17 protein-coding genes are annotated in these 15,377 nt (G+C 69.3%); 6 read left to right on the forward strand and 11 right to left on the reverse strand.

What is annotated here, in order from left to right; genetic code table 11:
* The first annotated feature begins 64 nt into the window (after positions 1-64).
* Positions 65-1,138: a pyridoxal-phosphate dependent enzyme gene (locus BM430_RS08310; RefSeq protein WP_093566777.1), complete on the forward strand. Its 1,074-nt coding sequence runs from the start codon at positions 65-67 to the stop codon at positions 1,136-1,138.
* Entirely contained in the window at positions 1,135-2,313 is a 1,179-nt protein-coding gene (locus tag BM430_RS08315) for an amidohydrolase (RefSeq protein ID WP_177302981.1), read from the forward strand. Before BM430_RS08310 ends, BM430_RS08315 begins: the two co-directional genes overlap by 4 nt.
* Before the next feature lie 148 nt (positions 2,314-2,461).
* Here BM430_RS08315 and BM430_RS08320 read toward each other — a convergent pair whose 3' ends face one another.
* A complete protein-coding gene (locus tag BM430_RS08320; protein ID WP_093566778.1) occupies positions 2,462-2,851 on the reverse strand; it encodes a VOC family protein in 390 nt (129 codons plus the stop codon).
* 31 nt (positions 2,852-2,882) lie between these two features.
* Entirely contained in the window at positions 2,883-3,662 is a 780-nt protein-coding gene (locus BM430_RS08325) for a quinoprotein dehydrogenase-associated SoxYZ-like carrier (protein WP_093566779.1), read from the reverse strand.
* Positions 3,663-3,914: 252 nt separating this feature from the next.
* Here BM430_RS08325 and folP point away from each other — a divergent pair, with 252 nt between their 5' ends.
* The 4 genes from folP to BM430_RS33850 all read left to right on the forward strand — a co-directional run bounded on the left by folP (position 3,915) and on the right by BM430_RS33850 (position 6,067).
* Positions 3,915-4,700, forward strand: coding sequence for a dihydropteroate synthase (folP, locus tag BM430_RS08330; protein WP_093566893.1), 786 nt, complete (start codon positions 3,915-3,917; stop codon positions 4,698-4,700).
* 5 nt (positions 4,701-4,705) lie between these two features.
* The gene (gene folB / locus BM430_RS08335; protein ID WP_093566780.1) at positions 4,706-5,071 is read left to right on the forward strand and encodes a dihydroneopterin aldolase; all 366 of its coding nucleotides are present in this window, start codon (positions 4,706-4,708) and stop codon (positions 5,069-5,071) included.
* The gene (folK, locus tag BM430_RS08340; protein ID WP_093566781.1) at positions 5,064-5,543 is read left to right on the forward strand and encodes a 2-amino-4-hydroxy-6-hydroxymethyldihydropteridine diphosphokinase; all 480 of its coding nucleotides are present in this window, start codon (positions 5,064-5,066) and stop codon (positions 5,541-5,543) included. Before folB ends, folK begins: the two co-directional genes overlap by 8 nt.
* A gap of 161 nt (positions 5,544-5,704) precedes the next feature.
* The gene (locus tag BM430_RS33850) at positions 5,705-6,067 is read left to right on the forward strand and encodes a hypothetical protein (protein WP_143131978.1); all 363 of its coding nucleotides are present in this window, start codon (positions 5,705-5,707) and stop codon (positions 6,065-6,067) included.
* Positions 6,068-6,145: 78 nt separating this feature from the next.
* Here BM430_RS33850 and BM430_RS08345 read toward each other — a convergent pair whose 3' ends face one another.
* From BM430_RS08345 to BM430_RS08385, 9 genes are all read right to left on the reverse strand, one after another.
* Entirely contained in the window at positions 6,146-6,862 is a 717-nt protein-coding gene (locus BM430_RS08345) for an SDR family oxidoreductase (RefSeq protein ID WP_093566782.1), read from the reverse strand.
* Between the two features lie 53 nt (positions 6,863-6,915).
* Positions 6,916-7,449 carry a PQQ-dependent catabolism-associated CXXCW motif protein gene (locus tag BM430_RS08350; RefSeq protein ID WP_093566783.1) on the reverse strand — a complete coding sequence of 178 codons (534 nt, stop codon included), beginning with the start codon at positions 7,447-7,449 and terminating at the stop codon, positions 6,916-6,918.
* The gene (gene xoxJ / locus BM430_RS08355; protein ID WP_093566784.1) at positions 7,446-8,291 is read right to left on the reverse strand and encodes a rare earth element methanol dehydrogenase accessory protein XoxJ; all 846 of its coding nucleotides are present in this window, start codon (positions 8,289-8,291) and stop codon (positions 7,446-7,448) included. The genes BM430_RS08350 and xoxJ overlap by 4 nt, the downstream gene beginning before the upstream one ends.
* On the reverse strand, positions 8,291-8,902 hold the full coding sequence (locus BM430_RS08360; protein WP_093566785.1) for a c-type cytochrome, methanol metabolism-related: 612 nt from the start codon (positions 8,900-8,902) through the stop codon (positions 8,291-8,293). The genes xoxJ and BM430_RS08360 overlap by 1 nt, the downstream gene beginning before the upstream one ends.
* 154 nt (positions 8,903-9,056) lie before the next feature.
* Positions 9,057-10,859, reverse strand: coding sequence for a lanthanide-dependent methanol dehydrogenase XoxF5 (xoxF5, locus tag BM430_RS08365; RefSeq protein ID WP_093566894.1), 1,803 nt, complete (start codon positions 10,857-10,859; stop codon positions 9,057-9,059).
* Positions 10,860-11,285: 426 nt separating this feature from the next.
* Complete coding sequence (locus BM430_RS08370) at positions 11,286-12,221, reverse strand: quinoprotein relay system zinc metallohydrolase 2 (protein WP_244539381.1); 936 nt, start codon at positions 12,219-12,221, stop codon at positions 11,286-11,288.
* Entirely contained in the window at positions 12,218-12,715 is a 498-nt protein-coding gene (tsaA, locus tag BM430_RS08375; RefSeq protein ID WP_093566786.1) for a tRNA (N6-threonylcarbamoyladenosine(37)-N6)-methyltransferase TrmO, read from the reverse strand. Before tsaA ends, BM430_RS08370 begins: the two co-directional genes overlap by 4 nt.
* 215 nt (positions 12,716-12,930) lie before the next feature.
* Positions 12,931-13,932, reverse strand: a complete 1,002-nt coding sequence (locus tag BM430_RS08380) for an asparaginase (RefSeq protein ID WP_093566787.1) — start codon at positions 13,930-13,932, stop codon at positions 12,931-12,933.
* A gap of 690 nt (positions 13,933-14,622) precedes the next feature.
* Positions 14,623-15,312: an FkbM family methyltransferase gene (locus BM430_RS08385; protein WP_093566788.1), complete on the reverse strand. Its 690-nt coding sequence runs from the start codon at positions 15,310-15,312 to the stop codon at positions 14,623-14,625.
* Positions 15,313-15,377 lie beyond the last annotated feature (65 nt).

Here is a 15,377-nt window from a genome sequence, read left to right on the forward strand (position 1 = left end):
GAACCGCCGCACTCTAGCACCATTTCGGCGCCAACCGTCGCGCGAATCCGGCACTCTGCCGGTCATGCCGAACCCAGCCCCCTCCCCAACCATCTCCACGATCGCCGCCGCCCTGCGCGGCCTCGACCCGGCCTACGCGCCGACGCCGCTCCTCTCGCTGCCGGACCTGGCGCGGCGGCTCGGCGTCGCGCAGGTCCTGGCCAAGGACGAGGGGCGCCGAATGCTCGGCAGCTTCAAGTCGCTGGGGGGCACCTATGCGGGCCTGACGGCGCTTTCCCGCGCCGCCGCGATGGACCTGAGGGCGCTCCTCGCTGCCCGACCCGCCGGGCAGCCGGCCCTGATCTGCGCCAGCGACGGCAATCACGGCCTCGCCGTCGCCGCGGCGGCGCGGTTCGCCGGGGCGCCGGCGCGGGTCTTCCTGCATGCGGGCGTGCCGCCGGCGCGGGCGCGGCGCATCGCCGAGGAGGGCGCCGAGATCGTCCGGGTTTCCGGCACCTACGACGACGCGGTCGAGGCGGCGGCGGGCGCCGCCCGGGCCGGCGCGGGGCTCCTCGTCGCCGACACCACCGACGACCCCGAGGACCCGATCGTGCGCGACGTCATGGCCGGCTACGGCGTGATGGCGGCGGAGATCCGCGACCAGGCCGGGAACGGCCTCCGTCCGACCCACCTCTTCGTCCAGGCCGGCGTCGGCGGCCTCGCCGCCGCGATGGCCGAGGGCTTGGCCGGCTGGCTCAACTCCCCCGGCCTCGTGGTGGCGGTGGAGCCGGAGCGGGCGGCCTGCCTCGCGCCCGCCCTCGCCGCCGGCCGCCCCGTCCGGGTGCCGGGGGACCTCCATACCGAAGCGGAGATGCTGTCCTGCGGCGAGGCGAGCGCCCCGGCCCTCGCGGTGCTGCGCCGCCACGGCGCCCGGGTCGCGACCGTCACCGAGGTCGAGCTGAGGCGGGCGCCCGGCATCCTCGCCGAGGCCGGCGGCCCCGCGACGACGCCCTCCGGCGCGGCCGGCCTCGCCGGCGCCCTGGCGGCCCTCGCCGATCCGGCCCGGGCGGCGGAGCTGCGGCTCGACCGCGACAGCCGCCTGCTCATCCTCGTCACCGAGGGCGCCCTGACCGAGGACGAGTCGGGGGACGCGCGATGACGAGCAAGTCCACGCTCCTGGCGGACATGGTCGCCTTGCGGGACATGATTTCCTGGCGGCGCGACCTCCACGCCCATCCCGAATTCGGCTTCGAGGAGCGGCGCACCGCCGCCTTCGTGGCGGACAAGCTGCGGGAATTCGGCCTCGACGAGGTCGCCGAGGGCGTCGGCGGCACCGGAATCGTCGGCACGCTCCGGCGCGGCCGCAGCGAACGATCGATCGCGCTGCGCGCCGACATGGACGCCTTGCGCATCTCCGAGCAGGGCACTCACCTCCACCGCTCGCGCCACGCCGGCACCATGCATGCCTGCGGCCATGACGGCCACACGGCGATGCTGCTCGGCGCCGCCCGGCAACTCGCCGCGGAGGGCGGCTTCGACGGCACGGTGCGCTTCCTGTTCCAGCCCGCCGAAGAATGGGGCCGCGGCGCCCTCGCGATGCTCGACGATCGCCTGATGGAGCGCTTCCCCTTCGACGAGATCCACGGCCTCCACAACCTGCCGGGTCTGGGTCTGGGCCGACTCGAGACCCGCCCCGGCCCGATCATGTCGGCGGAGGACAATTTCGAGATCGTCCTCACCGGCATCGGCGGCCACGCTGCCCGGCCGCATACGGGCAGCGAGGTCCTGGTCGCCGCCTGCGCCACCGTGATGAGCCTGCAGACGATCGTGTCGCGCCGCCTCGATCCGACCGAGGTCGGGGTGGTCTCGGTGACGGAGTTGATCACCGACGGCACCCGCAACGCCCTGCCGGGCCGGGCGCGCATCCTCGGCGACGCGCGCAGCTTCCGGCCGGAGATCAGCGCCGAGATCGAGCGGCAGATGCGGGCGATCACGGAGGGGACCGCCCGCGCCTACGGCGTGACGGCCGAGGTCGCCTACACCCGCGAGTTCGTGCCGCTCCTGAACGACCCCGTCCTCACCGAGGAGGCGCTCGCCGCGGCCGCGGCTGCGCTCGGGGCGGACGCGGTCGCCGTCGCGCGGGCGCCGATGACCGGATCGGAGGATTTCGCCCGCTTCCTCGCCCACGTGCCGGGCTGCTTCGTCTTCCTCGGCAACGGCGAGGGCTCGGCGCCGCTCCACAACCCGACCTACGATTTCGACGACGCCGCCCTGCCCCACGGCGTCGCCTACCACGTTGCGCTGGTGCGGCGCCGCCTGCTCGTCCCGTCGTGAGGTCCCGATGCGCTCGGTCGACGCCGCCCGCATCCTCGGTTGCCTCGCCGCGGGTGAGGTCGCGGCCGCGCGCCGATCCGCGCCGAGGCCATCACGCCCGCCTCGACGGTTCGGTGACGGTCGCGGTGCGCCGCCGGCGCGGGACGGATCACCCGCCCATGGCGCTGCACAGCTCCACCAGCACGCCGTCCCCGTCGCGCACATAGGCGACGATCTGGCCCCAGGGCTTGGTCATCGGCTCCGTCACCGGCACCGCGCCCGCCGCCACCGCCCGGGCGAAGGCGGCCGGCACGTCCTCCGCGACGAGCCCGACCTCGAAGCCCGCCGGCGCTTCGGCGCGGCGGTTCGGGCGGAAGCCCGGGCACGTCTGCGCGACGAACGTCTCTTCGGCGAAGGCCAGGGCCGTCGCGCCGGTCTCCAGCTCGGCATATTGCCCGCTCTCGTGGACGAAGCGCGGCGCCAGCCCGAAGGCGCGCTCATAGAACGCGACACTCGCCGCCACGTCCGGGACGTACAGAATCAGGTAGCCGAGCCGCATCGCCGGATCGTCCTCTCGCCAGAGCGGGCCGTCACGTCCCGCCCCCCGCCGGGAAGGTCCGGGTGAACACCCGCCCCTCGGTGTCCTTGGCCGCCACCGTCACCGGCTCGGAATGGCCGGCGAAGGAGAAGCGGAAGGTCGGGTCCTCGCTGATCGAGATGCCGCCGGTCATCGAGAAGAGCGCCGTCTCGCCCTGGCGCACGGTCAGGGATTCGACGAACCAGGCCGGGGTGTAGAGCCGGGTCACCTGATCCATCTGCAGGCCGGAATAGTTCGGGTGGCGGACCTGCACCTGGGCCTCGCCGCGCTCGGCGAAGGCGCGGAAGCGCATCTCGCCGAGATGGGCCTTGGCCTCGGCCGGGTCCTTGACCGCCGGCGCCGAGCAGCCGCCCGCCGCCTTGACGTAGGCCTTGGTCATGTAGAGTCCGCCCTCCTCGGTCTCGGCGATGGCGCGAACGTAGGAGTAGGAATTCACCCGGATGCGGGTGGAGAGGTCGAAGCGGCGCTGTCCTTGCGCGAACCGGATCGTGCCGACAACCGGCGAGGGGTTCTCGTCCACCACCAGAGTCAGGCTCTTCACCCGGCGGGCATCGCCCTCGGGCAGCGCGATCCGCAGGGTCACCGGCACGAGGGCAGCGTCCTCGGCGCGCCTGGGCGCCTCCAGGCTCACGAGCCCGGCCGCGTCCCGGATCGGGCGCTCGCCGAGGATCGAGGGGCGCAGCTCGGTCCAGGTGGTCTCGGGCCGCTCGTCCTGCGCCGCGGCCGGCCCGGCCAGCATCGCCGCGACGCTCAAGGCCGCCAGCACTCTCATGACGTTCTCTCCGATGCGGGGCCCCGACGGACCTCTCGTGGTTCGACCAATGTAGAGGACGGGCGCGCCCGGCACCAGGGTAAGTCCCTGAACGGGCGCGGTTTCGCGCCTCGTCTCGCCGGACCGTGATCGGCAGGGTGCCGTTGCGCGCCGGCGCCCGCCGGCCTATCCCGGGGCAGTCGCTTCGAGGATCCTCCGCCCGTGTCTGCACTCGCCGCCCTGCTGCCGGATCTCGGCCGCCGCACCCTGGTGATGGGCATCCTGAACGTCACGCCCGACTCGTTCTCGGATGGCGGCCGCTTCCAGGATCTGGAGGCGGCGCGGGACCAGGCGACCCGCTTGGTCGAGGAAGGCGCGGCGCTCCTCGACATCGGCGGGGAATCGACCCGTCCCGGCCACGTGCCGGTGCCGGCCGAGGAGGAGCAGGCCCGGGTGCTGCCGGCGATCCGGATGCTGAGCCCCGCCCTCCCCGTCCCGATCTCGATCGACACCTACAAGGCCTCGACCGCCGAGGCGGCGTTGAAGGCAGGCGCCTGCATCGTCAACGACGTCTGGGGCCTGCAGCGGGAGCCGGAGATCGCCCAGGTCGCGGCCCATCACGGCGCGCCGGTGGTGGTGATGCACAACCGCGAGACCATCGATCCGAGCCTCGACATCGTGGACGAGATGCGGGCCTTCTTCGAGCGCTCGCTCGGCATCGCCCGCCGGGCCGGCATTCCCGACCACGACATCGTGCTCGATCCCGGGATCGGCTTCGGCAAGAGCTGGGAGCAGCATCTCGAGGCGCTGCGGCGCCTGCCCGAGTTGAAGGCGCTCGGTTTCCCGCTCCTCGTCGGCGTCTCGCGAAAATCGGTGCTCGGGCGGATCCACAATGCCGCGACCGCGCCGGCCGAGCGGCTGTTCGGCTCGATCGCCGCCCACGTCGCCGCCGCGTCGCTCGGGGCCGACATCGTGCGGGTGCACGACGTGCGCCCCCATGTCGAGGCGTGCCAGGTGGTCGACGCGATCACGCGCCCCGCCTCCCGCGCCGGAGATTGAGCCCGGTGGACCGCATCCTGATCCACCGCCTCGCGGTGTTCGCCCGCCACGGCGTGCTGCCGGAGGAGGCGGTGCTGGGCCAGCGCTTCTACCTCTCGCTGGAGGCCCGCCTCGACCTTCGCGACGCCGGTACAAGCGACGACATCGGCGCCACGGTGAGCTACGCCGACCTCGCCGGCCTCGCCCACCGCATCGCCACCGAGCGCCGCTTCCGGCTGATCGAGGCCCTGGCCGAGACGATCGCGCAGGACGCGCTCGCCGCCTTCCCGGCGATCCAGAGCCTGACCGTGCGGATCGACAAGCCGGGCGCGCCGGTGCCGCTGGTGCTCGACGGCGTCGCGGTCGAGATCACGAGGATGCGCCGTGGCTGAGGCCTATCTCGGGCTCGGCAGCAACCTCGGCGACAAGGCCGCGATGCTCGACGCCGCGATCGCCGCCCTCGCGGCCACGCCCGGCCTCGCCGTGACGGCCCGCTCCCGCAATTACCGCACCCCGCCCTGGGGCGACACCGACCAGGACTGGTTCCTCAACGCGGCGATCGGCATCGAAACGACGCTCTTGCCCCACGCACTCCTGGAAGCCTGCCTTTCCGCGGAGACCCGCCTCGGCCGGGTGCGCGAGCGCCGCTGGGGCCCGCGGGTGATCGACATTGACGTGCTGCACTATGCCGGCGCCACGGTCAGCGATGAGTGCCTGGTGCTGCCCCACCGATTCCTGCGCGAGCGCGCCTTCGTGCTGGTGCCGCTCGCCGAGATCGCGCCGGACCTGGTGATCGGCGGGGAGACGGTGGTGCAGGCGTTGAGCAAGCTCGACCGGGGCGGAATAGATGTTGTTGATATCTAACAACAGATATCTATTGTTGAACGGCTTATGATTGGAAAAATTATTATTATTTATCTATTTTTTACCGTATTTTCAATTAAATTAACAATAAGACACTTGCAAAAATTGGATCAAATTGTACATTCAATGAGATTAGACGCTTCGCTCATTGGAAGAGTGCAATGAAGAACTTATCGCCAACAGTCATACCTGCACATCTTGGTTTTAAAGTGGCGATATTTGAGCCTATCGGCGATAATAAAATATCCGAAAAATCCAGACCGGAACAATTCAAGCCTCATTTTGAGCCTATCATCGCTTGGATTATCACGCCTGCAGTTTCAGGCGAAGCTGACCGATCACATGCAGAAGAAATTAGTCACGCCGACGTAGTTCCGGTAGTTGCTGATGGGGTATCTCTCTCGGATCAGCAGTTTATAGTCAATCCTGACGGTGGGTGGTCAAAAGTTGGTTATGAAAGCTTTAAAGACGAGAAAGATGCTTGTACGTATTGGATAAATTCTCAAATGTCAAAAAATTCCTAACCTTGCGAGGCCATATATCCTGCGAGGTCGGTCGAATTAAGCGGCCAGTCTCGCAGGGTTTAGGAAATTATTTATTGCTTATACCGACCGCGTGATCCCCCCATCCACCCGTAGATTCTGCCCGGTGATGTACCCCGCCCCTTCCGAGGCCAGGAACGAAACGACGGCGGCGATCTCGTCCTCGCGGCCGTAGCGGCCCATCGGGATGCGGTCGCGGATGCCCGGCTTCTCCGGCAGGCTGTCGACGAAGCCCGGCAGGATGTTGTTCATCCGGACGTTGTCGGCGGCGTAGCGGTCGGAGAAGAGCTTGGTGAAGGCGGCGAGTCCCGAGCGGAAGACGCCGGAGGTCGGGAAGGCCTGCTCGGGCTCGAAGGCCGCGAAGGTCGAGATGTTGATGATCGTGCCGCCGCCCTGGCGCTGCATGATCGGCGCGACGAGGCGGGTCGGCCGCACCACGTTGAGGAAGTAGACCTCCATGCCGCGGGTCCAGTCCTCGTCGGTGAGGTCGAGGAGCGGGCCCTTGGGACCGTGGCCGGCGCTGTTGACCAGCACGTCCACCCGCCCCCAGCGCTCCATCGTCCGCTCGACGAGGCGGGCGAGATCGTCCGGAGACCGGTTCGAGCCCGTCACCCCGAGCCCGCCGAGGGCTTCCGCCAGGGCCTCGCCCTTGCCCGACGAGGACAGGACCGCGATCCGGAAGCCGTCCGCCGCCAGCTTGCGGGCGGCCGCGGCCCCCATGCCGCTGCCGCCGGCGGTGACGATGGCGACGCGCTCCCCGCTCGTCTCTCGGCTCATTGCTGTATCTCCCGATTCGGAAGCGTCCTGCATGCCATGCCGGGGCCCGAGCGTCACGGCGCCGCCGGGCTCGCCCGCTCCAGCGGCAGTCCGGCCTCGCCCCAGCCGTCGGTCCCGTCCGGGTACCAGTGGACGCGTCGGTAGCCCAGCGCCAGGGCGCGCTTCGCGGCGTTCCACGACATCCAGCAGTCGCGCTGGCAGAACAGCACCACGGGTTTTTCGAATCGGCCCTCCGTCGCGGCTGCGAGGCCGCTGCGAAGATACGCCTCGGTCTGCGGCGCCAGTTCGCCGAAGCCGGTATTGGGCAGCCAGTGGGCGTGCGGGATGCTGTCGTGGGGCGCGTCGCGCCAGATCGTGCCGGGCGGCAGGGTGGTGGGCCGGGGCGGGCGCGGCAGCACGTCGACGAAGGCGGCGCCCGCCCGCCACAGCCGCTCGGCCTCCGGCGTGGTGAGGGTCGTGGCACCCTGCAAGGCGGCGGGCGTCGGGCTGCGGTAACCCTCCTGGCGGAAGCCGTCGGGCTCGGGCGGCGCGGCCCGGGCCATGGTGGCGGCCAGGATCAGGATCGCTGCCGCGAGACCCCGCCTCACGGCTTGCCTTCCGCCGGCAGGAGGCGGTTTTCCTCCTCGTCGAGGAGCGGCACGGCGTAGTCGCGCAAGACCGCCTCGATCTCGGCCCGGCGCTTGCGGAGCGCCGTGTTGAGGACCCGCTTCCACTCGTTCTCGCCGTGCCGCACCCCCATGGCGATGCGGTAGGCGAGCGGCGGCCGGTCGGGCTCGCGCAGGAGCGGCACCACGTCGAGGCCGCCGGCCTGGCGCGCGAGCCAGCCGGCGGCGGGCCCCCACAAGACGGCCGCGTCGAGCTTGCCCGAGGCGACGTCGGCGACGATCTCGGCCGAGACGGTCTGGTGCTTGCGCGCCGGGTCGAACTGGTAGGGCGGATAGGGCTTCATCGTCGGCACGAGGCCGAGCGCCCCCATCCGGTCGACCGGCGGCGTGCCGACGATCACCCCGATCGCCTTCCCCTTGAGGCGGGCATCGTCGAGCCCGGTCAGGCCGTCGAGGCTGCCGCGCCGCGCCACCAGCACGTAGGCCGAGCGGTAATAGGGATTGGTGTGCTGCACCAGCTCGCTGCCGAAGGCCGAGCCGATGATGACGTCGCACAAGCCGGTGCCGAGGGTGTTGCGCACGAAGCCCGGCCCCTGGGTGAGCCAGTAAGTGCGCAGCTTCACCTTCAGCTCGTCGGCGACGATCGCCGCGATGCGGTTCTCGAACCCGTCCCCCTGGCGCTCGGAGGACGGCATGCTGCCGGGATCGGCGCAGACCCGCAGCGCGTCGGGCGTGACGAGGTCCGGCAGCCCCTGCGCGCCCGCGAGGGCCGGCGCGAGGCCGGCCGCCAGGACGAAGGCCCGAAGGAGATGTGCGCGTGCCATCAGCCGCCCAGGCACTCCTTCTCGCCCTTGCGCGCGGCCTCCGGCTTCTCCTCCTTGTCGCCCGGCCGCACCCGGCCCATCGCGCCGGCGGCCCGCGCCTTCAGGTAGACGTAGAGGTCGTCCATGTAGCAGGTGACGTTCTTGTTGTCGCCGAAGGCCGGCATGACCTTCTGGGTCGAGGCGTTGACGTCCTGCTTCCCGCCGACGACGATGCCGACGAATTCCTCGTAGGATAGATACTTCAGCGAATCCTTCAGGGCCGGGGCGTAGGTCGAGCCCATGCCGTCCGGGCCGTGGCAGACGTGGCACTCGGCGTGGTAGCGGCGATAACCGGAATAGCTGTACCAGTCGACCTTCTTGCCGTTGTCGGTCACGTGGAAGGTCGGGGCGCCGGCGGCGTCGAAGTACTTGCCGTCCTCCACCTTCACGGCGGCGTCCTTGGCGAGCAGCTTCTCGTCGGGCTCGGCGGTCTTGTCGTTGGGGTTGAGCTGGTTGGCCAGCGCCGGATCCGGTTTCTTGGCATCCTCAGCATGGACTGCAACCAGCGAGAGGGCTGCGAGGGCGAGGCCGGCCGCGAACGGCCGCAGAACAGCTTTGCTGAGGTCACGCAACGGACGTTTCTCCCTGACAACTTTGGGTGTCTGCCACACATGCCGCGGCGGCACCGTCGTCTTTGGCATCTAATCATGAGAGAGCCGGCGCGGAAACCCGCGCCGGCCCGGACTTAGGTCTGAGATGCTATGGTCGCAGCCGGCTGACCAAACGTCAGTTCGGCAGGGTGAAGACGGTCAGCTGGCCGCCGAGGTTGGTGTAGCTCGACAGGGCGGCGTAGCCGCCGACCGCGCCGAGGCCGGCATTCGGGTCGGTGAGACCGGCCGCGAGGCCGATGCCCGCCCAGCCGCCGACGCCCGACAGGACGGCGACCTGCTGCTTGCCCTTGTGCTGGTAGGTCATCACGTTGCCGATGATGCCCGACGGGGTCTTGAACTTGTAGAGCTCCTTGCCGGTCTTGGAATCCACCGCCTTCAGGTAACCCTCCAGGGTGCCGTAGAACACCACGTCGCCGGCAGTGGCGAGAGCGCCGGACCACACCGAGAACTGCTCGGGCACCGACCACTTGATCTTGCCGGCCACGTTGTCCCAGGCGATGAAGTTGCCCATGCCGCCGTGGCTGTTGGGCGCCGGGTACATCGACAGGGTCGCACCGACATAGGGCTGGCCCGGGGTGTAGCTCACCCGGAACGGCTCGTAATCCATGCAGACGTGGTTGGTCGGCACGTAGAACAGGTTGGTCTTGGGCGAGTAGGCCGCCGGCTGCTGGTCCTTGGAGCCGAGCGCCGCCGGGCAGATGCCCTTCGAGTTGGTGTCCTCGCCGTTCTGGTCGGTCGAGTACTTGGCGACGACGAGCGGGCGGCCGTAGGTCTTGGACGACTTGTCCATGTCGACCTTGGTGGCCCAGTTCACCGCCGGATCGTACTTCTCGGCGACGAGCAGCTCGCCGGTCGCGCGGTCGAGGGTGTAGCCGTAGCCGTTGCGGTCGAAGTGGGTCAGGAGCGGCCGCTCCTTGTCGCCGATCTTCTGATCCGTGAGGATCATCTCGTTGATGCCGTCATAGTCCCACTCGTCGTGGGGGGTCATCTGGTAGACCCACTTCGCCATGCCGGTATCGGCGTCACGGGCGAAGATCGTCATCGACCACTTGTTGTCGCCCGGGCGCTGCTTCGGGTTCCAGGTCGAGGGATTGCCGGTGCCGTAATAGACGAGGTTCAGCTTCGGATCGTAGGAGTACCAGCCCCAGGTCGAGGCGCCGCCGGTCTTCCACTGGTCGCCTTCCCAGGTCTTGATCGACGAGTCCTTGCCGACCGGCTTGCCGAGCTCGGTGGTCTTCTCGGGGTCGATCTTCATCTCGGCGTCGGGGCCGACATTGTAGGCGCGCCAGGCCTGCTTGCCGGTCTTAAGGTCGTAGGCGGTGATGTGGCCGCGGATGCCGTACTCGGCGCCCGAAATGCCGACGATCAGCTTGTCCTTCACCGGCATCACGGTGGCGGTGTTGGTCTCGCCGACCTTCGGGTCGCCGTTCTGCACCGACCAGTTCACCTTGCCACTCTTGGCGTCGAGCGAGACGAGGGTGGTGTCGGCCTGGTGCAGGAAGATCGCGCCGTCGGCATAGGCCAGGCCACGGTTGACCGTGTCGCAGCACATCACCGGGATGACGTTGGGATCCTGCTTCGGCTCGTACTTCCAGAGGATCTTGCCCTCGTTGTTCAGATCGAGCGCGTAGACGATGTTCGGGAACGGCGTGTGGACGTACATCACGTCGCCGACGACCAGCGGCGAGCCCTCGTGGCCGCGCAGCACGCCGGTCGAGAAGGTCCAGGCCACCTGCAGCTTGTTGACGTTGCCGGTGTTGATCTGGTCGAGCTTGGAATAGCGCGTGTTGGCGTAGTCGACGGTCTGAAGGACCTGCTCGGCCGGATTGGCCGACCGCTTCAGCACGTCTTCGTTGGCCAGTGCCGGGACGGCACCGAGGATGCCCGCGCTCACCGCAAGGAGATGGACCGCTCTCATGGATTCCTCCGACAGGTGCATTCCGCCGCGCGCCCCGCAGGGGACGCATCGAACCGTTCCTGTTGTTTGCGTTTGGGGATGTCGTTGGCCTCGGCAGCGTGTCACAACCGGCCGCCAGCGGGACTGGCGTGGAAGGTGCCCGGGCGGGCCTTGCCGTGTCTGCGAACCGAACACCGCCTTCCCCTGGCGGCACCGTTGAAACCGAAGCTTGAAGGAACTCTAAGAGAAATTGGGACGCCGTCAACACACCTGCCTGCGGCAGGGCGCCCCTGACAGGCTTCGAAATCGATAACTAAGGTATACATCGCCTTGTATGCTGCAGGGCAGCATCGCGATTGTGCTACGCAACATCAACCGATCGTGGTCGGATTCATTGGTCGACGAACGGGTTTGCCTGAACGGGCGGACGTAACCGTAAGTCGTCGATTAGTCCCACTCCAATTCCTGGTAGGCGGTGGTGGCGTTGCGGGCGTTGAAATCGTCGAACAGGGCCCACTCCCCGGCCTCGTCCCGAGCGGCCCGGCCCGCCTCGCCGATCGGGGTGCCGTCCCGCACCATCGCCCGCACCTGTCGCTCGAGATCCGCGAGGTAGCGGTCGATCGGTCCGGCGGCGGCCGGCCACGGGACGGAGGCGGGGCCGTGGCCCGGCACCACCCGGGCGGCGGGGCGCGCCTTCAGGGCGCGCAGGGTCGCGATCCAGCCGGCGAGCCGCCCGTCGAGGGCCGGCACGTGGCCGACGAACAGGAGGTCGCCGAGGAACCAGGTGTCGGTGCCCTCGTCGCGCACCGTCAGGTCGCTGTTGGTGTGAGAGGTCGGCCAGGCCTCGAGGCGCAGCACCCGTCCGCCGAGGTCGAGGTCGAGGCGGGTCGAGACCAGCAGGGTCGACGGCACGATCCGGGTGCCGGCGAAGCCGGGCCCGACGAGGCCGGCATTGGCCCGCAGGTAGCTTTCCGCCCGCGCCGCCAGCGCCTCCGGCAGGGCATGGTGGCCGACGAACGTCGCCCCCTCCTCCGCGAAGGCGGCGTTGCCCAGCACGTGGTCGGGATGGACGTGGGTGTTGATGACGTAGCGCACCGGCAGGGCGGTGCGCTGCCGGAGCGCCGCGCGCAGGCGCTGCCCCGCCCGCAGGCTGCCGCCGGTATCGATCACCGCCACCGCGTCGCGCCCGATGACGAAGCCGACATTGGCGATCGCGCCGTCGTTGTCCCGCCCGGCCAGCGCGTAGGGCGCGGCGTAGACGAAGGCTCCGGGGGCGACCTCCTGCATCGGCAGCGGCGTCACCGTCGGCGCCGTCTCGGCCCGGACGGGCGTCCTCAGGATTACCGGGATCAGCAGCAGAAGGGCGAGGGTGATCCGTCTCACGCCCCACCGGTCTCCGCATCGCCGGCCTGGGGCGGCGCCAGGGGCGTGAACAGGGTGCGGTCGGGCTTGATGTCGAGGAGCGGCGTGCCGTCGAGGCAATCGAGGCCGCGCACGTGGACGATCCCGTCCTCGACTCCGATCAGCCGGACGATGCTGGTGCCGATCGGGTTCGGGCGCACCGGGGAGCGCAGCGAGAAGGTGCCGCGGGTGGTGCCGTCATCGGCCGGGCTCTGGCGCACCAGGTCGCGGCGCGAGCGGTCGAGCCAGTACAGCACCTCCAGGCGCTCGTAGAGCGCGACGCCGTCGAGGGCCTCGCGCCAGGGCGGAAACACCTCGATCCGGCAGGCCGGCCCGTCGGCCCGGCCCTGGCGCGGGCAGCCGAGCCGGTCGGTCCAGGGGGTGCGGATGCGGCCGATGAAGACGAGGCCGGCATCGTCCGCGGCGGGCGGCGCGACCGCGACCTCGCCGGCCCGGATCTCATTGAGGCGCACCATCGGGCGTCGTCTCCCCCGGGGGATGTGCCCCCCGGATTCTTGCCCCGTCGTGCAGGTCGGGCGCTGACGAAGGTGTTCAGACTGCGCCGGCCCGACCTGCCGCCGGCCCGACCCGCGGGGGCAGTCGTCGGGCGTGGCAGTGAGACCCTAGAGCAGGGCCGGCGCGCCTGGCAATCGCCCGGCGGGTCAAGCCGTTGGCCCCGCGCGCTTACGCCTCAATAGGTCGCGAAGATCTCGCGCAGCCTCGCCGGATCGCGGGTCACCGTGAGGGCGAGGGCCAGCAGGATGCGGGCCTTCTGCGGCGTCAGGTTGTCGGCGCTGAGGATGCCGAGCTCGGCGAGGCGCTTCGTGTCCGGCACCACGCCGCTGCCGGCGCGGGTCGATTGCACCACGGCGATGCCGGCGGCGGTCGCCGCGCCGAGCGCCTCGGCCTCCGCCGGCGGCGTCATGCCGGGGGCGAGCCCCGCCGAGACGATGCCGCGCGCGCCCGCCGCCGCGAAGGCCCGCACCGCCGTGCCGTCGGCATCGGCGTAGGCGTAGGAGATGTCGACCCGCGGCAGGGCGTCGAGGCCGCGGATATCGAACGGGGTGCCGGGGGCGTGGCGCCGCTCGGACCGGCGGTAGTAGCGGACATGCGGCCCGTCGACCTGGCCGAGCACGCCGAAATCCGGCGTCCGGAAGGTCTGGAGCCGGGCGACCGAGGTCTTGGTCACCTCGCGGGCGGCCTGGATCTCGTCGTTGAGCACCACGAGCACGCCGCGGCCGCGGGATTCCGGCGCGGCCGCCGTGCGCAGGGCAGCGACGAGGTTGAGCGGGGCGTCGCTCGACAGGGCGCTGATCGGCCGCTGCGAGCCCACCAGCACCACCGGCACCGCGACCGTCAGGGTGAGGCTGAGCGCGTAGGCGGTCTCCTCCAGGGTGGCGGTGCCGTGGCCGATGACGATGCCGGCGAGGTCCGGATGCTCGGCCACCAGCCGCTCGCAGAGCAGCACCAGGGTCTTCCAGTCGGAGAAGCCGATGCCGGGGCTCGTCACCGCCCGGTAGCGCACCGGCACCACCTCGGCGACGGCCGCGGCCTCCGGCACACGGGCCAGGATCTCCTCCGCCTCCAGGCGCTCGCCGGTGGCGGTGTAGTCGAGGATGTCGAGGGAATCGCGGCCCACCGACGAGAGTGTGCCGCCGGTGCCGATGAACGCGACCTTGGGACGAATCGTCATGCTGCTCTACTTACCTCGTGCTCGCACCCGCGCTTGCAGGGATCGGGCCAGCGTCGCCGCGGCCCCGCGCGTCGGTCAGGAGCGAGAGCGCGGGGGCCGGGACGCCATCGCATCTCGGCGGAGGTCGGGCCGTCCAAGGCGCGGGCCGGACCGAGTGGCGCCGGCGGGAGAATCGGCGCCCCGGCCTTCGGTCTGCGAAACCACCCTATCACGCTCGCGACCGTCATTTATTCTTAAGCCGTAGCAATGCCTTAGGATCCGGTCAAGCCTGAAGGCCGATGCCCCTGTGCCGTCTTTCGTGCAGGCGGTCCCCTGGCTCTGGTCCTCTCGTCGGCCGTCAGGAACATCGGTGACGAGTTCGTTCTGGCGACGGTCCGTCAGAGCGCGGCTCGGATCAGCAGCTCGAAATGGTCCGGCGCTCCAGTTCCTGCAGACGGCTGCCTCCGCGCAGCTATGGCTCCTGGCCAGCAGACAGATCGCCTGGGTCCGACGGGCGGTGCGCGCCTGACGGCAGACCGTGAAGCGCTCCTCCATCGCCGACGCGCTCGGGTGTGAGGCCAAGCCGAGCATGGGCCGTCCCCTTGATCAGGCTCCCACTGCCTCGATCCGGAAGGAACGCCGGCGCTCCGGTCAGCCTGCCGACGGGATGCGGCGCGCCGCCTCCACCTGCGTCCCGGCAGACCTGTCTGTTCAGACGCCGTAGTCGATCTTGCGATACATGATGCAGTCCATTTCCACTAGATCCGGGAAGTGGCCGGCATTATTTTCATGCATCGAACTGAGCGCGAAGCCCTTGGCAGAATAATAGCTGATCACCTCATGGAAATAAAGTGTGTCGGCGTAAAGCTTTTTGATCGATAACTCGCTCTGCAGGCCGACGAAGCGCAGTATGTCCACACCTGCCCCTTCGACGACCGCGGCGTCATGTCCCTGCGTGTCCATTTTCAGGAACGGCCTCCTGAAACCGAGCCGTTCTGAGAACGAGCGCAACTCGTCCGCCAGTGTTGTTGCCTCGACGTCGATCGACCTGACAATGGTGTTCGCTTCCGAAAGTTTCGAGTAATCAGACGCACTTGGAGCTTTGATGGACGAGAATTTATCGTTCGCCATCACATTGAATGTTGCCCTTCCGGCGAACCGATCGAGCGCCACTTGGCGAACGTGCCAATCTGGATCTTGCTCGGACCTGCTCCTTATGGTCTCGAACGCCTCCGGTATCGGCTCGAATGAGATGACGGGGCCGCTGAAACCGACAACGTCGCGCAGCACATCTCGATATTGGCCGCGATTCGCGCCGACATCGAAGACACAATCGACCCTGAAGTGCGCAAAGAATTTTTTAAGCTTGTCGCCTTCAATCAGTTCGTGTTGGGCCGGCATGCTGGACCTCGAAATTCCGAGCACTCATAGAAATGCGTTCTTATCTAATGCAGAGGAATTTGGCT

The sequence above is a fragment of the Methylobacterium sp. 174MFSha1.1 genome (assembly GCF_900116815.1).
In the GTDB taxonomy this organism is placed as follows: Bacteria; Pseudomonadota; Alphaproteobacteria; order Rhizobiales; family Beijerinckiaceae; genus Methylobacterium.

Coding starts and splice junctions, on each gene's coding strand:
- BM430_RS08310 (WP_093566777.1), top strand. CDS start 65: ATGCCGAACCCAGCCCCCTCCCCAACCATCTCCACGATCGCCGCCGCC.
- BM430_RS08315 (WP_177302981.1), top strand. CDS start 1,135: ATGACGAGCAAGTCCACGCTCCTGGCGGACATGGTCGCCTTGCGGGAC.
- BM430_RS08320 (WP_093566778.1), bottom strand. CDS start 2,851: ATGCGGCTCGGCTACCTGATTCTGTACGTCCCGGACGTGGCGGCGAGT.
- BM430_RS08325 (WP_093566779.1), bottom strand. CDS start 3,662: ATGAGAGTGCTGGCGGCCTTGAGCGTCGCGGCGATGCTGGCCGGGCCG.
- folP (WP_093566893.1), top strand. CDS start 3,915: ATGGGCATCCTGAACGTCACGCCCGACTCGTTCTCGGATGGCGGCCGC.
- BM430_RS33850 (WP_143131978.1), top strand. CDS start 5,705: ATGAAGAACTTATCGCCAACAGTCATACCTGCACATCTTGGTTTTAAA.
- BM430_RS08345 (WP_093566782.1), bottom strand. CDS start 6,862: ATGAGCCGAGAGACGAGCGGGGAGCGCGTCGCCATCGTCACCGCCGGC.
- xoxJ (WP_093566784.1), bottom strand. CDS start 8,291: ATGGCACGCGCACATCTCCTTCGGGCCTTCGTCCTGGCGGCCGGCCTC.
- xoxF5 (WP_093566894.1), bottom strand. CDS start 10,859: ATGAGAGCGGTCCATCTCCTTGCGGTGAGCGCGGGCATCCTCGGTGCC.
- tsaA (WP_093566786.1), bottom strand. CDS start 12,715: ATGGTGCGCCTCAATGAGATCCGGGCCGGCGAGGTCGCGGTCGCGCCG.
- BM430_RS08380 (WP_093566787.1), bottom strand. CDS start 13,932: ATGACGATTCGTCCCAAGGTCGCGTTCATCGGCACCGGCGGCACACTC.
- BM430_RS08385 (WP_093566788.1), bottom strand. CDS start 15,312: ATGCCGGCCCAACACGAACTGATTGAAGGCGACAAGCTTAAAAAATTC.